The sequence below is a fragment of the Aeromonas bivalvium genome (genome assembly GCF_000819765.1).
Lineage (GTDB): Bacteria > Pseudomonadota > Gammaproteobacteria > Enterobacterales > Aeromonadaceae > Aeromonas > Aeromonas bivalvium.
In genome coordinates this window covers 15430-31412 of sequence record NZ_CDBT01000008.1, presented here as the reverse complement: position 1 = coordinate 31412, position 15983 = coordinate 15430, and the positions used below count along the sequence as shown (strand labels likewise).

Genomic DNA, 15983 nt, shown 5'->3' with positions numbered 1-15983 from the left:
TTAGAACGGGCTCTGCATGGCTTGCATGCCGACATAGACGGATTTGAGCTGGGTGTAGTGCTGCAGGGTCGCCAGACCGTTCTCCCGCCCTATGCCGGACTGCTTGAAGCCGCCCACCGGCATCTCGGCCGGGGAGGCGCCATAGCTGTTGATCCAGCAGATCCCGGCCTGCAACTGATGCACCACCCGGTGGGCACGGCGAATATCCCGGGTAAACACCCCGGCCGCCAACCCCAGGGCCGTGTCATTGGCCCGTCGCACCACCTCTTCCTCCTGCTCGAAGCTGAGCACCGACATCACGGGGCCGAAGATCTCTTCCCGGCAGATCCGCATCTCGTCCCGGCACTCGCTGAAGATGGTGGGGGCGACGAAGAAGCCATTGGGCGCCATGGCGGGGCGCAGCGCCTCCCCGCCGCAGCGCAGGGTTGCTCCCTCCTCCTGGCCGATGCGGATGTAGTCGAGCACCTTGCGCTGATGTTCGCGGGAGATGAGGGCGCCGAAGTTGGTGGCCGGATCCATGGGGTCCCCGACTCGGATATTGTCCCGGGTGCGGGCCAGCAGGCGCGCCATGAAGGCGGGGTAGATCCCCTGCTGCACGTAGACGCGGGTGCCATGGGTACACACCTCCCCCTGGGTGTAGAAGTTCGCCACCATGGCGGCGCTGACCGCCTCTTCCAGACCCGCATCGTCGAAGATGATGAGGGGGGATTTGCCCCCCAGCTCCATGGTCACCCCCTTGAGGGTGTCGGCGGCGGCGCGCATCACCTTCTTGCCGGTACCCACCTCGCCGGTGAAGGAGACCTTGGCCACCTCGGGCGCCTGGCTCAGCCAGGCACCGATCCGGCCATCCCCCTGCACCACGTTGAAGACCCCGGCAGGCATGCCGGCCTCGATGAAGATCTCCGCCAGCTTGAGGGCGCCAAGAGGCGTCTCCTCCGAGGGTTTGAAGATCATGCTGTTGCCGCAGGCCAGTGCCGGGGCCGACTTCCAGCAGGCGATCTGCAGCGGGTAGTTCCAGGCGCCGATCCCGGCGCAGATGCCGAGGGGTTCGCGGCGGCTGTAGTAAAAATCGGCCCCCAGCTGCTGCTGGTTACCCTCGATGGCGGCGGCCAGACCGGCGAAGAACTCTATGCTGTCGGCCCCCGTCACCACGTCCACCACGGAGGCCTCCTGCCAGGGCTTGCCGGTGTCGGCCACCTCGATGGCGGCCAGAGCATCGTTGCGCTCACGCAGCAAGGCCACGGCCCGCAGCAGGATCCGGCTACGCTCGACTCCGCTCATGGCGGACCAGAGCGCAAAACCCTGCTGGGCACTCGCGATGGCGGCGGCCTGCACGGCTTCATCGGCCACCTCGACCTCGTAGATGACGGCGCCGGTGGCCGGATTGATCACCTCGAAGCTCTCGCCAGAGGCATTGGCCAGGTAACGGCCGTCGACAAAATTCTGATAACGGGTCAAAGACATGAATTCACTCCGCTGGGGTCAGTCGTTGCAGGATAAAAAGTTTGCACAGCCGCTCGGCACGGCTGAAGTCGGGTTCGGGGCTGGGGCTCAGGGCGCTGCGCAGCCAGAAGCCATCTATCATGGCGGCGCTCTGCTGGGCTGCGGCCAGAGCCTGCTGGCGCGGCAGGCTGGCGCCGAAGGAGCAGGCCAGATTGCTCAGCAGCCGCCGCTGGTTGATCCGCTGCAGGCGGGCCAGAGCGGGCTCATGGCTGGCCTGGGCCCAGAAGGCGAGCCAGGTGCGCGCCACGGCACGGGAGCACTGCAAGGGGGTGAAATTGGCTTCCACGACTGCCATCAGCCTCGCCCGGGGCGACATGCCGGGGCGCAGCCGCTGCCGCAGCGCCGCCCCCAGGGCCGAGAGCAGCTCCCGCACCACCGCCTCGATCAGCGCCTGCTTGCCGCCGAAGTAGTGGCTGATGATGCCGGACGACATGCCGGCCTGTGCGCTGATGCGATTGAGGGTGGTGTGCTGCAAACCGAACTCGGCCACCGAAGAGATGGTGGCCTGGATCAGTTGCTGACGACGCTTTTCCGAGACTCCGACAATGGGCATGTTTTTGTTAATTGATTGTTCAATGAATCCACACCCTAAAGGTTAGATACGAAATGATCAACCCATCAAAACCACACAAACAAAGTAGACAAAAACAATTTAAAACCAATAATTAACACAAAAACATATAGTTATATTGCATCTCACACAGCGCAAATTAATTTAGACATCTAATGATTTAGTTCTGAAATGTTAGCAAATTGCGTCATTTTTCAGGTGTGGGTCGGCGAGCAAGGCTGGTCTTTCCTTTCCTAAAAAGGCCCCAAAGGAGCCTCTTTTGGTGCGGCAGCGACGGCAAGAAAGGGTCGATAGCAGCCTGAACGCGCACGCCGAGGGCAAGGGGGAAAGTCTAGTGACAGGTGCACTCGCGCATGCCATGGCCACGAACAAGCCAGGTTCGGCGGGATATTTTCATGAACGCAGTGGACAGGGCGAAGGCGCCAGGCGCACGACTTCCCCCTTCCCAATCCAGGGGGACGCGACACAAACCACCAAAGTTGCCAGCCGGGCCCACAACCGGCGTGACCGCATTCGGGGCCATGGTTATGATGTGGCTCCCCCATTGCCTCGTTTCGGGAGAAGGCCAGATGAATCGCCCCTTGAGTTATGTGCTGGATGGCGTCCTGTGTGAGCCCCGGCTGTTCACCGTTCCCCTCGATCATCGCCAACCGGAGGGCCCGGCGCTCACCCTGTTTGGCCGCACCCTCTGTCGCAAGGACAAGCTGGACGCAGACCTGCCCTGGCTGCTCTATCTGCAAGGGGGCCCCGGCTTTGGCGCCCCCCGCCCCACCAACCAGAACGGCTGGCTCAAGCGGGCCTTGCAGGAGTTTCGGGTGCTGCTGCTGGATCAGCGGGGCACAGGCCACTCCACCCCGGTCAGCGCCGATGCACTAGCCCATCTGAGCCCATCCGAGCAAGCCGATTACCTGAGCCACTTTCGGGCAGACGACATAGTGCGCGATGCCGAGCTGATCCGGGCCGAGCTCTCGCCCCACAGGCCCTGGAGCCTGCTCGGCCAGAGCTTCGGCGGCTTCTGCTGCCTGACCTATCTCTCCCTGTTTCCCGCCGCCCTGCACGAGGTCTATATCACGGGAGGCATCCCCCCCCTTGGCCGCCGGGCAGAGGAGGTCTATCGCGCCACCTACCGCCGGGTCGCCGACAAGAACCGCGCCTTCTTCAGCCGCTTCCCCCATGCCCAGGCCATCGCCAACCGGCTGGCCAATCACCTGCACAGCTACGAGGTGCTCCTGCCCAACGGCCAGCGCCTGACGGTGGAACAGTTGCAGCAGCAGGGGCTGGATCTCGGCGCCAGCGGCGCCTTCGAGGGGCTCTATTTCCTGCTGGAGGACGCCTTCATCGGCGAGCGGATCAATCCCGCCTTCCTCTATCAGGTGCAGGCCATGCAGCCGTTCAACGCCCATCCCATCTTCGCCATACTGCACGAGGCCATCTATTGCGAGGGGAGCGCCAGTGACTGGGCGGCCGAACGGGTGCGCGCCGAGCATCCCGAGCTGGCCTGGGCGCCGGGCCAGGACTTCGCCTTCACCGGCGAGATGATCTTCCCCTGGATGTTCGAGCAGTTCCGTGAGCTTGTCCCCCTGAAAGAGGCCGCCCATCTGCTGGCCAAGAAGGCGGACTGGGGCCCCCTCTATGACCCGGCACAACTGGCCCGCAACCCGGTGCCGGTCGCCTGCGCCGTCTATGCCGACGACATGTATGTGGAATTCGATTTTTGCCGCGACACCCTCAAGGGCCTTGGCAACAGCCGCGCCTGGATCACCAACGAATATGAGCACAACGGCCTGCGCGCCGATGGCGAACAGATCCTGGACAGACTCATCCGGCTGAACCGGGACCGCTGATCCGACAGGGCTCCCGCCCGCAGCATGACAACCCGTTCGAGGGCGGCCCATGAGCCGCCCTGCCCATGGAAGCAACACACAATAATAAGGACACCCATTGGATCACCCGGAACTCTCGGCGAGCTGGCTGAGCCGCCTCTTCTATCACTGGACCTCCCCCTTGCAGCGCAAGGGGTTGCAGGAGAGTGCCGTCAGCCTGGACGATCTCTACCCCCTGCTGCCCCAGGACAGCCGGGATGCCAGGGCCGATGAGTTTCTGGCCCTGACCGCTCGCCAGCCGGTGCGCCCCTGGCTCATCACCCGCCACATCTGGCGTCACTACGGCAGCCGCATCGGCCTGCTCACCCTGTTGCAGCTGCTGGCCATGCTGGCGACCCTGACCAGCCCCTGGCTGCTCAACCATGTCATGACCCAGCTGGGCGCCGGCGCCACCACGGCACACAAGCTGCTGCTGGCCCTGGCCCTGTTCGCCTCCGTGCTCGCCGCCGGCATGTTGTCCGAGCACGCCCTGCAGCTCTCCCTCAAGATGCACGTGCCCATCCGCCGCCTGCTGGCGGAGGCCCTGCTCGCCAAGGTGATGAAGCTAGGCGGCAAGAGCTTCGACGACCGGGCTGGCGGCCGGGTGCAGAACCTCATCAACCGGGACGTGTGGGACATCACCTGGATCCTGGCAGACCCCGCCATGCCGGTGACCCTGCTGCTGCAGCTGGCGGGCACAGTCACCCTGCTGGTGTGGCAGGTGGGCAATGCGGGCCTGGTGGGCTGTGCCGTGCTCATGCTGTTGCTGCTGCTCTCGACCCGGCTGATCCGGCGCATGAACCAGCAGGAGCAGCGCCTCAAGCACAGTCAGGACGAGCGCAACGGCATCCTGGCCGAATACATCAAGAAGCTGCGGTTGGTGCGCCAAAACGGGCTCGGCCCCTTCTTCACCCGGGCGGCCCGGCACAAACGCCAGCGGGAGCTGACCGTGCTCGGCCGGGTGCTCAGGCTGGATGCCATCAATGATGCCCTCATGCTGAGCACCCCCCTGCTGGTTACCCTGGCCACCTTCATCACCTACCTGGTATCGGGCCAGCGCCTGACCCTGCCCCAGGTGTTCACCACCATCGCCCTGTTCGCCGTGCTGCGCATCCCCATGCAGCGCCTGCCTTATCTCATCCGCACCCTGATCAACTTCAATACCGGCTTCAACCGCTTGTGCGAACTGCTCAACAGCCCGGAGCAGCACCGCAGGCTCGATGACGAACACCTGGCCAGAGGGGCAGTCGTGCTGGAGGCGGTGAGCGCCCGCCATCGGCAACAAGCCGTGCTGGCCGGGGTCAAGCTGACCATAGCGCCGGGAGAACTGATCGGCATCACGGGGGCAACCGGGGCCGGCAAGAGCTGCCTGCTGCACCTGATCGCCGGCTTCGATGACGAGTTCGAAGGGGAGATCCGCCGCCACGGCCGGGTTGCCCACCTGGGCCACAAGCCCTGGCTGATGAACGACAGCATCCGCAACAACATACTGTTCGGCCAGCCCTGGGACGAGGCCCACTACCGCTGGGTGCTGGAGGCCTGCACCCTCAACGGGGATCTGGCCCTGCTCGCCCATGGGGATCAGACCCTGGTAGGCGAGCTGGGCACCCGGCTCTCCGGCGGCCAGCAACAGCGGGTGGCCCTGGCCCGGGCCCTCTATACCCGGGCCGATATCCTGCTGCTGGACAATCCTCTCTCGGCCCTGGATCCCCTGGTCGCGGCCCAGGTGCTGCGCCTGGGGCTGACCTTTCGCCCCGGCCCGACCCGCCTGCTGGTGAGCCATGATCCCGAAGTGCTGGCCCGCTGCGATCGGGTGTTTGCCATCGAGGGGGGCAGCCTTATCGAGCTGGCCCCCCGCCAGCTGGTGGATCTGCCGAGGAGCCCGTCCTATGCCCCCCTGCTCCCTCCCCGGGAGCAGGAGCGGTTCCACGAGGAAAAGATGGTGGAAGGCAAGGTGGACTGGGGGCTGTTCGGCTTTCTCTGGCGGCGGCTCAGCGCCCCCGGCCTCATTCTCCTGATCCTGATGCTGACCCTGGGGCAGGAGGGGCTGCGCATCGCCTCGGATCTCTGGCTCGGCGGACGGGCAGAAGACACGGCGCTTGGCCCCCTGATCGGCATCTATGCGGCCCTGGGTCTGGGATCCCTGCTCTGCATCACCCTGGTGCGGGTGCTGAACTACAAGCTGGGACTCAGGCTCGCCTGGAGTCTGTTCGACGGCATGCTTGACCGCATCAGCCGCGCCCCCATGGCCTTCTTCGACAAGGTGCCCCAGGGGCGCATCCTCAACCGCTTCGATCGGGATCTGGCAGAGACCCAGGAGACGCTGTTACCCATGTTGGTGGGCCTAGTGGGCATGCTGATCTCGGTGCTGTTGCAGGTGCTGGTGATCGGCATCAACCTGCCGCTGTTGTTGTTGGTCGCCCCCCTGGTGGGCTGGGCCCTCTATGTGCTGCAGCGGCGCTACCGGGCGGTGCAGCTCAAGCTCAGACGCCAGGCCTCGGTGCTGCGCTCGCCGCTCTACATCAGCATAGGCGAGACCATACGCGGCGCCCCCGCCCTGCGTCTGGCCGGCGCCGAGCGATACGCCCTGGATCAGGTGCTGGTGCACTATGACAACAACCTGCGCAGCTGGTACACCACCACCTCCATCAATCGCTGGCTCGGCATGCACCAGACCCTGCTCTCCGCCGCCCTGGTGGGGGCAGTGGCCATCATGGTCGCCCTGAGCGACAGCACTCTGTTCGGCGCCGTGGCCATCACCTATGCCTTCACCACCTCGGCCATGCTCAATGCCCTGATCCGCAACTTCGCCGAGGTGGAGCAGATGATGAATGCAGTCGAACGGGTGCGGGAATACAGCGAGATAGCGAGCGAGCGCCAGCAAGGCGCGTCGCTGCAGAGGGTCCATCCCGCCGTGCGTTTCGCCGACCTTGGTCTGCGCTACCCCGAGGCGAGCCAGTGGGCCCTGCACGGCGTGAATTTCGAGCTGGCTCCGGGGGAGAAGGTGGGGGTGTGCGGGCGCACCGGGGCGGGCAAGAGCTCGCTGCTCGGCGCCTTGCAGGCCATGTATCCCGCCACCCAGGGGGAGATCTATTACGGCGATCAGCCCCTCTCGACCCTGGCGCCAGAGGCGGTAAGGGCCCTGTATGATACCGTCTCCCAGACCCCTCTCACCTTCTTCGGCACCCTGAGGGCCAACCTGGTCCCCCTGGCGGAGCCCGCGAAATCAGCCCAGGCACCGCTGGCGCCGCGGCCGGGCTCAGACGAAGATCTCCCACCCGACTGGGCTCGCCAGGATGAACGCCTGATGGAAGCATTGAGGCGGGTTGGCCTGGGCGAGCGCTGCGCCGGCCGGCTGGATGAGGATCTCGACAGGCTGCAGCTCTCCGCCGGCGAGACCCAGCTGCTGGTGATCGCCCGCATCCTCCTCTCCCACCGCCCCTTGATCGTGCTGGACGAGGCGACCTCGGATCTCAGCCACGGCGGCATGCGCGAGATGGCCGAGCTGCTCTATCGCTACCGGCCAGAGGCCAGTTATCTGGTGATAGCCCACCATCTGGAGCCCCTGCTGTCGGTGGACAAGGTGGTGGTGATGGAGGCGGGCACCGTGGTGGAGCAAGGCTCGCCGGTCAGCCTGCTGGCCAACCCCGCCTCCCGCTTCCATCAGCTGTTTGCCGGCCAGGTCAATCGGCAGATAGACCAGATAGCCTGATACCTTACGCAACAGGGCTGCCCCCGGGCAGCCCTGTTCAGTTCGTCGGTGTGTATGGAGATGGATGGCGACGATGCACGGACATCAAGAGACCTTAAGCTCATAAAATCACATCAATGTAAAGCTCACGCGACATGCCATCTCCGTCAATATATACTTAACAATCCAATTACAACTCAGCATGACCTGTTCAAATAATGAGCTCGCCTTGTGCGTGACAGCAAACTAAATGAACAAAACAGTGAGAATTTTCCTATTTATGTTGCAGAAAAATACACTTTTGATAAATTCCACCGCTGAATTCATTTGGCAATCATACTGCTAGATTCATCAATAAAATCTCTCCCTTGCCTGGCGCCTGCGACACAAGCTGTCAATGAAGCTGGCGAGTTAACAAAAAACTCACAAACACATGCCGATATGTCATTCGGATGCGGTAGCTATGGTCTTTTCTGTCTATCTCATGCGTCAGGCATGCTCATTGAGCAATCAGATAATAATTTGAAGTAAAAATGCAGGCTGCTGTTGTACCTTTTAGTAAGCACGATGCCTGCCCCCCAGCCTCCTTCAATGCAGTTTCTGCAAACTTGTGGACCGCTCGCCCTTGTGTTCGCAGTACTTCATTAAACACAGTCATAATGTGTCGATAATATATCGAGGTAATAATACCTCCTTGGCAGCAAGCAAAGAATGATAATTTCTTTCAATACTCTATCAATGAAATAACGTCATTTTATGACAATATTTATTTCTGACGATGAGAATAAACACACAGCAAGGCTTTACTTTAAATGAAATTTATTATAGCGCCATGGATTATCGCTGCGGTGAGTATGAATGCCTTCGCCGCCCCGCAAATCACCCCACAGATGATGGAACAGTTCAAGCGTTTGTCCCCCGCCGAACAGCAATCTCTGGCAAAGCAATACGGAATATCGACCGAACAGTTGCAGACAAGCAGTGCTGTCACCCCTGTGACAAAATCCACCCCCGTCTCTGCACCACGAGAACTGGATTACTCCCAGTCATCCCAGCGCCCTCTTATTGCCGGCGTGTCGCAGCCCGGAGAGTTGCAGCCTTTTGGATATAACGTCTTTGCCGGTGAACCAATTTTAGATGCGCCCATCACCGACATGCCGGTATCGGATGACTATGTCATTGGCCCTGGCGACGAAATTCATGTGCAGCTCTATGGCAAGGAAAATGCCGTCTATAACCTGAGCGTCGGTCGCGAAGGCTTCATCGATTTCCCCAGTCTCGGTCCTATCTCTGCCAGTGGATTGACCTTCCAGCAATTCAGAAGCGACCTTGATACCCGGATCAAGGAGCAGATGATAGGTGTGAACTCCTTCATCAGTTTTGGCTCAATGCGCGCCATGCAGGTGTTTGTCATGGGGGATGCCTATCGTCCCGGTGCATATAATGTCAGCGGCATGGCTACCGTGACTCAGGTGTTGCAGGCCGCAGGCGGTATCGATACTGTGGGATCACTGCGCAAGATCCAGGTCAAACGGGCAGGGCAGAAAGTCATCGATGTGGATCTGTACAAGATGCTAGTGTGGGGGGATACCAGCCAGGATATTCGCTTGCAGGCAGGAGATACCGTATTTGTCCCCGCCAAAGGCAGCGAAGTATCCATCAGTGGCCTGGTCAAGCGCCCAGCCATCTACGAGTTGAGAAATACCGCCCCCCTGGCAGACGTGCTCTCGCTGGCAGGAGGGGTAAAGGCCGCAGCGTTGCAGGAAGTCTCCATTGAACGCCACACGGACACCGGTCTCAGAGTATTCAATCTGACACTGGCAAACGCTCGAGACCGCCTCTTCAGCGTACGCGATGGCGACAAGATATCGGTCAAGCCAAGCAGCACCGAATATAGTCAAGCTATTGTCGTGAAAGGTGCAGTTGTACGTGACGGCGTATACAGCTTTACTCCGGGAACTCGCATCAGCAGCATACTGAAAAGCACCCAAAGAGATCTCACCTCAGCTACCGATTTAAGTTACGCTCTGGTCGTCCGAGAAATCGATTCTCAGCGCAATATCAAAGTGATCCAGTTCAATTTAGGCAAGGCGCTGCAACAGCCAGGCAGCATGGATGATATCCTGCTTCAGGCAAGGGATCAGGTCCTGATATTCCGCAATGATGCAACGGATAGGCTGAGAGAAATTGCAGAAAAACGCGCCCACGTCAAAGACATCAGAACAAAATCCCAAGAGCTCAATCATGCGTTGATGGAGCGCACCGATGATGCGACCGGCGCGAATGTGACCGGGGAAGAGTTAAACACAGACAATCAAGTCAAGCTGTCGTCTCTTTCCGAAAAGACGGTCACGGATGCGTTAGTCGCTGATTCCAGACAAGCCTTGCTGGCCCCCGTCATCGAGAGGTTGAAGGCACAATCGACCCAAGGGAAACCAGTCAAGATCATGGAAGTCAGGGGAGAAGTAAAATACCCGGGACTTTACCCCTTGGCTGAAAACAGCAACATGTCCGATGCAATATTGGCAGCAGGTGGATTCAATGAGCAGGCGAATATCGTTGAGCTTTCTCGAGTGAATGAGCGCGGTGACAGCATATTGGTTAACAATGAGCGGTTCTCACTGGACATTGCCAATGATGCAGCCAATGCCCCCCTGTTACAGTCTAAAGACAACATCAACGTATTACCCCATCCACAATGGCGAGAAGAAGCAACGGTTCAGGTGTTTGGTGAAGTCAAATACCCAGGCACTTATACCGTCCGGCGCGGAGAGAGCCTGCACGACCTGATTGAACGCGTGGGTGGCATTACTGCCTATGCGAATCCCAACGGGGCTGTATTTGCGCGCAAGGCGCTACGCCAGCAGGAAGAAGAGCGACTGATGATGCTGCGAGATGAGCTGCGCCAGGAGATAGCGACCATGACATTGCGCAGGCAGAGTACCATTGCAAATTACAGCAGCTCTCCTGCCGAAGCCATGACGGTGGTAAATCAATTGGAAAACACCAAGGCCGTTGGCCGCATGACAATCGATATGCCTGCCCTGCTTTCTGGAGAAAAGCAGTCCGATGTATTGCTCGAGGATGGTGACAAGTTATATGTGCCTACATTGCAGAATGTCGTATCCATTGCCGGCATGGTGCAGTTCCCCTCCGCTCACATATACAACGATGACATCAGTATCAATGAATATATCAATCTGGCCGGTGGGACAAAGAAACAGGCGGACACGGACCGTGTCTATGTCATCAAAGCCAATGGCAGTGTTGCCCTGCCCTATGACAGCTGGTTTGGTGGCAGGAAAAATCTGGAACCAGGCGATACCATCATAGTACCTGTCGATTCTGATTATCTGGATAACCTGAGCATCATGACCTCAGCAACGCAGATAATGTATCAATTGGGTGTGGCATGGTCAGCCATAAATTAATCAATACTATCATACAGCTCAAGATTCCAGAAAGGTAATTTGATCATCATGGAAGCACAGAAAGTAAATGTCATCCCTTTACCGAGAGACCTGTCTCCCGTGAGTGATGAAATTGATCTCAGGGAATTGATAGTTTCATTATGGCGAGGAAAGTGGTGGATTATATCCACCACTTTTATTGCCACCTGCATGGCCGTTGCATTTGCACTGTTGAGCCCTAATATTTATCGCGCCGAGGCCTTGCTGACCCCTTCCCTCGAACAACAGGGAGGAGGGCTCTCTGCGCTGGCTTCCCGCTTTGGCGGCCTGGCCAGCCTGGCAGGGGTTGATCTTGGCAATAAAGGTGGAGATAAGGCATCTATCGCCATAGAGGTTGGCAAGTCGCGTCTTTTTCTTACCGACTTCATCCATCGCCACCAATTGGCCGTGCCATTGATGGCGGCCAAGGGATTGGATAAAGACACGGGAGAACTCATCATTGACCCCCTCATTTATGATATGACCAATCAGAAATGGGTACGTGATGCCCCCCCCGGAAAATCATTAGAACCAAGTGATTGGGAGCTGATAAAAGCTTTCAAGAGTCTGGTCATGCTCAACAGTGATCCCAAGACGGGTCTGTTGACCATCTCCATCGATTTTTATTCTCCCCAGATTGCCAAGCAATGGGTGGACTGGTTGATAGATGACCTCAATGCCACCATGAAACGCCGCGATCAGGATGAGGCTCAGCGAAATATTTCTTATTTGACCGAGCAGTTATCAAAAACTTCGGTCGCTGATATGCAGAAAGTTTTCTATCAACTGATAGAGGAACAGACCAAGACCCTGATGCTCGCCGAGGTCAATCAGGAATATGTTTTTAAAGTTCTTGACCCCGCCGTCATAGCCGAAGAAAAAATAAAACCCAAACGGGCACTAATTGTTGTAGTCGGCGCCTTGTTGGGCGGTATGTTGGGGGTGATGATAGTTTTGGTTCGGTTTGCACTGCGTCATGACAAAAAGTAATGGGTGCAAATCGGTCAAAAGCGATGGCTTGCCATCAAAATAGAGTAGAACGATCGTCGACTATTCTTATTTTATAAGGGAAATATATGAAGAAGAGTGTTTTGATTATGACTGCACTGCTGGCGCTGTCCAGCCCGACCATGGCTGCGGAAGAAGTCGGTGCTGCTGGCGCTGGTGCAGGTAGCAGTGGCGCTGCAGCTGGTGCAGGTGCAGCAAGTGCTGCGGCTGCCGGTGGCCTGACTGCTGGCGCCCTGGCCGTTGGTGTGGCTGCTGCTGCTGCCATTGGTGTTGCCGTGTCCGTTGCCAGCAATGACAATGATGACAACAGCTCCACCTCTACTGTCACCAGCACAGCCGGTTGATATAATTAAATAAAGACTGCCTGATGGCAGTCTTTATTTTCATGCCTATATATTCAGTGATGCCTGCATGCTAACCAAGCGCATTATCATAGCACTCTCAATATTGTTGTCTGGCTGTGCTGACAACAAGTTTGATAGCTATCAGCAAATCAAGTTTCTCCTCTCCAAGAATGAAGAAGTAGCCATCTCCCCCGAAGCGATCAACAGGCTGCCTTTTGCAAGCGCATTTGTAACGGTCGATGACAGACCGAGGATATTCGTCGTCCTCGCTTTTGCAGATGACCATCGATTGTCCTGGGTCAGCAGTGACAAGGGCATGATTGTGACCGAGCACGGCCGCATCACCAAGACACTGAAACTGGATAATGATCTTGACTACTTTTCTGGCATGACACGAGACCCCTTGTCCGATTCCATCGCTACCGGCACAGAGTTCAGCTATAGTGCCGAATGGGTTAAGGATCGCCGCAGTGGGAGAAGCATTCGTACTGTATTCAAGCGACTTGCGGATGAAACTCTGAATATTAACGGCGCTATCATAGATACTTACCTCTATGAAGAAACCGTGCAATCTTTCAAAGATGATCAAACATGGAACAATTATTACTGGCTGGACAAAATAACTGGTCAGGTTCGAAAGACAATTCAAAAAATTGGCCCTGACAACAGCACCATCGAAATGGTCTTTACCAAGCCTTACTCATCATGAAAAAAATACTACTCTCATTATTGCTAGGCTATGCACCATTTATTCATGCTGATAGCGTCACCCAAGTCTTCGTCAGTAATGTCAATCAGAGTACCATCTCACTTGCCGATTCTCCGCGTCTCGAACGGCTGCTTAATGATCCCCGATTACCTGACCATATCTACTGGCCTGCCGCCATCATCTCATCACCCGCGCAAGACTATTTAATCCAGCAAAAGAAAGAACAGGTGCTCCGCGATTTGAAGTCACTTCAGATCTTCTGGATGAGGGATCATCAAGGCGGCCTGGTTCAGACAACCCAGCAACTATTACGCGAGCTGGATCAACTCGATGTGGCCGGCAGGATTAAAATAACATTGGATCCTGACCTGAGCCGAATTGAACCAGTCAACAATCCTCGCTTGAGTGGAAGTTATTCTCTGTTTATTTCTGAGCGCCCCTCCTGCTTGTATTTACTGGGTTTAATCAATAGTCGAAAGTCATTACCTCATCAATTCGCAAAGGGCCTGGATGAATATTGGCAAGGCCATAGTCTGTTGCCTGGGGCAAATCAAGGCGAGGTCTATCTCATCCAGCCCGATGGCAGCATACACTTGTCCCCCGTTGCCGTGTGGAATCAATATCATATAGAACCCATGCCGGGGGCAACACTGTTTGCCGGCTTCGATCCGGCTCTACTGCCAGCCAGATTCAAGAATATCAATCTCCGTATTGCCGAACTCATTGCTAATCGGATACCCGAGTAATGCTAACCAGAATCGCTCTTATACCCATATTATTATCACCTGTTACTCATGCAAATACGGAGAGTTTTTCCCCATCCTTTCCTACTCAAGGGGATTTTGGTGGTGTGGGTTTACTTCAGACACCTACGGCGCGGATGGCTCCAGAAGGTGAGTTCTCATTCAACTATATGGATAATGAAGAATATCGCCGCTGGTCTATTTCCATGCAGCCATTCAGCTGGCTGGAGGCTACGCTTCGTTACACCGACATTCGCTCCAGGCTATACAGTAATGACGCCAGCTTCAGCGGCGACCAGACCTATAAAGACAAGGGGCTAGATATAAAAACCAGACTCTGGCAAGAGTCACGCTTGCTCCCGCAAGTCTCTGCTGGCTTGCGTGATGTCATGGGTACCGGTTTGTTTGACAGTGAATATATTGTCAGTAGTAAACGCTATAAAAATGTTGATTTCACTCTTGGTGTTGCCTGGGGAAACATGGGCCAGAGTGGCAATGTCAAAAATCCGTTCTGCGAAGTCAGCGAGACATGGTGTCAGCGAGATGATGGATTCTCCGGCAGTGGCGGGAAATTTGAGTTTGACAGCCTGTTCCATGGTCCGGCAGCCTTGTTTGGTGGCATAGAATATCAGACCCCCTGGCAACCACTGAGACTAAAGCTTGAATATGATGGCAATGACTACAGTCATGAATACGCAGGGGAAATAAAACAACATACTCCCATCAACCTGGGTCTTGTCTACCAGCCATATGATGCGATTGACATGCACCTTAGTTATCAGCGTGGTAATACCCTGATGTGGGGCATTACGCTGCATACCAATTTCAACGACCCATCCTTATCACTGCCCAAGCTCCTCGATCCCCCGATCCCGACCTATCAAGCCAGCGAGGCATCCTCTCTGGATAGGGTTGACTGGCAAGGTTTGTCCTCGGATCTTGCATCCAATGCAGGTTGGCAAAATGCCAGTATCCATGGTGATGGGGAGAGCGTCACGTTAATAGGCGAGCAGACCAAGTTCCGAGATCAAAGCCAGGCCGACCAGAGGGCCATCATGCTCACCGTCAATGCCGTACCCGCTTCGGTGAAGCAGTTGCGAATCATTGAACAGAAGCAAGAGATGCCACTGCAAGAAACCAGAGTCGATCTTGACTCCGTGCGCCAGGTAAATAGTGATTTGCCACTCGGTCAAGAGCAGGAGGTCGTCATGACTCACCAGTCGCCTGCGCCGGTGCAAGAGACTCGACGAGTTGCGGCAGAAGCACCTTCATGGAACTTCAACATAGTGCCAAAGCTCAATCAATCCATAGGGGGTTCAGAAAATTTCTATATGTATCAAGTCGGATTGAACGCCAATACCGATTGGTATATGACCCGGCACAACTGGGTCAGCAGCACCCTCTTCGTCAACTTGCTCAACAACTATGACAAATTCAACTACAAGGCTCCTCCCCCCGATGGCGAGGCCTTGCCCAGGGTGAGAACCTGGATCCGGGAATATGTCACGTCATCGGACCTGCTCCTCAATAACCTCCAGCTAACGCATATGGATAAGTATGGCGATAGCTGGTATGCCCAGGCCTATGGCGGCTATCTGGAGATGATGTATGCCGGGGTTGGCACAGAGGTGCTGTATCGTCCCTTCAAGCAATCCTGGGCGCTTGGCGCCGATTTCAATCTGGTGAAGCAGCGGGACTGGGAAAATACCCTGCACCTTGCCGACTATCAGATCGCTACCGGCCATGTCACTGCATACTGGCAGCCAGATTTTCTGGACAAGGTGACGGCCCAGGTCTCCGTTGGCCGTTACCTGGCTGGCGACTATGGTGCCACCTTCAACTTCGCCAAGAAGTTTGATTCCGGGGTCAGCGCCGGTTTCTTTGCCACCTTTACCAATGTGTCGGCCGAAGAATATGGCGAAGGCAGTTTCACCAAGGGCCTCTATATCACCATCCCCTTTGACCTCATGCTGCTCAAGTCGACCATAGATAAAGGTACTATCAGTTGGGTCCCCCTGACCCGAGATGGCGGCCAGATGCTGGCCAGAAAATACGGTCTGTATAACCAGAGCAGTGTCGCCTCATTCTGAGGTGAGAGTCACA

Annotated in this window: 10 protein-coding genes; 8 read left to right on the top strand and 2 right to left on the bottom strand. The window is 57.0% G+C overall.

What is annotated here, in order from left to right:
- Entirely contained in the window at nt 1-1464 is a 1464-nt protein-coding gene (gene betB, locus BN1119_RS01220; protein WP_041992735.1) for a betaine-aldehyde dehydrogenase, read from the bottom strand.
- Nucleotides 1465-1468: 4 nt separating this feature from the next.
- Nucleotides 1469-2056 carry a transcriptional regulator BetI gene (gene betI, locus BN1119_RS01215; protein ID WP_041992730.1) on the bottom strand — a complete coding sequence of 196 codons (588 nt, stop codon included), beginning with the start codon at nt 2054-2056 and terminating at the stop codon, nt 1469-1471.
- Nucleotides 2057-2643: 587 nt separating this feature from the next.
- On the opposite strand from betI, the gene BN1119_RS01210 reads away from it, so the two are divergent.
- The 8 genes from BN1119_RS01210 (at nt 2644) to BN1119_RS01180 (ending at nt 15970) form a co-directional block, all read left to right on the top strand.
- Nucleotides 2644-3918, top strand: coding sequence for an alpha/beta fold hydrolase (locus tag BN1119_RS01210; protein WP_041992728.1), 1275 nt, complete (start codon nt 2644-2646; stop codon nt 3916-3918).
- 97 nt (nt 3919-4015) lie between these two features.
- Entirely contained in the window at nt 4016-7648 is a 3633-nt protein-coding gene (locus BN1119_RS01205; RefSeq protein WP_041992725.1) for an ATP-binding cassette domain-containing protein, read from the top strand.
- Between the two features lie 791 nt (nt 7649-8439).
- Nucleotides 8440-11058: an SLBB domain-containing protein gene (locus BN1119_RS01200; protein WP_041992722.1), complete on the top strand. Its 2619-nt coding sequence runs from the start codon at nt 8440-8442 to the stop codon at nt 11056-11058.
- 48 nt (nt 11059-11106) lie between these two features.
- On the top strand, nt 11107-12066 hold the full coding sequence (locus tag BN1119_RS01195) for a Wzz/FepE/Etk N-terminal domain-containing protein (RefSeq protein WP_041993785.1): 960 nt from the start codon (nt 11107-11109) through the stop codon (nt 12064-12066).
- Nucleotides 12067-12152: 86 nt separating this feature from the next.
- On the top strand, nt 12153-12428 hold the full coding sequence (locus tag BN1119_RS19740) for a hypothetical protein (RefSeq protein WP_084205237.1): 276 nt from the start codon (nt 12153-12155) through the stop codon (nt 12426-12428).
- Nucleotides 12429-12495: 67 nt separating this feature from the next.
- The gene (locus tag BN1119_RS01190; RefSeq protein WP_041992719.1) at nt 12496-13137 is read left to right on the top strand and encodes a YjbF family lipoprotein; all 642 of its coding nucleotides are present in this window, start codon (nt 12496-12498) and stop codon (nt 13135-13137) included.
- Nucleotides 13134-13883: a capsule biosynthesis GfcC D2 domain-containing protein gene (locus BN1119_RS01185; protein ID WP_041992716.1), complete on the top strand. Its 750-nt coding sequence runs from the start codon at nt 13134-13136 to the stop codon at nt 13881-13883. The genes BN1119_RS01190 and BN1119_RS01185 overlap by 4 nt, the downstream gene beginning before the upstream one ends.
- On the top strand, nt 13883-15970 hold the full coding sequence (locus BN1119_RS01180) for a YjbH domain-containing protein (protein ID WP_041992713.1): 2088 nt from the start codon (nt 13883-13885) through the stop codon (nt 15968-15970). Before BN1119_RS01185 ends, BN1119_RS01180 begins: the two co-directional genes overlap by 1 nt.
- Nucleotides 15971-15983 lie beyond the last annotated feature (13 nt).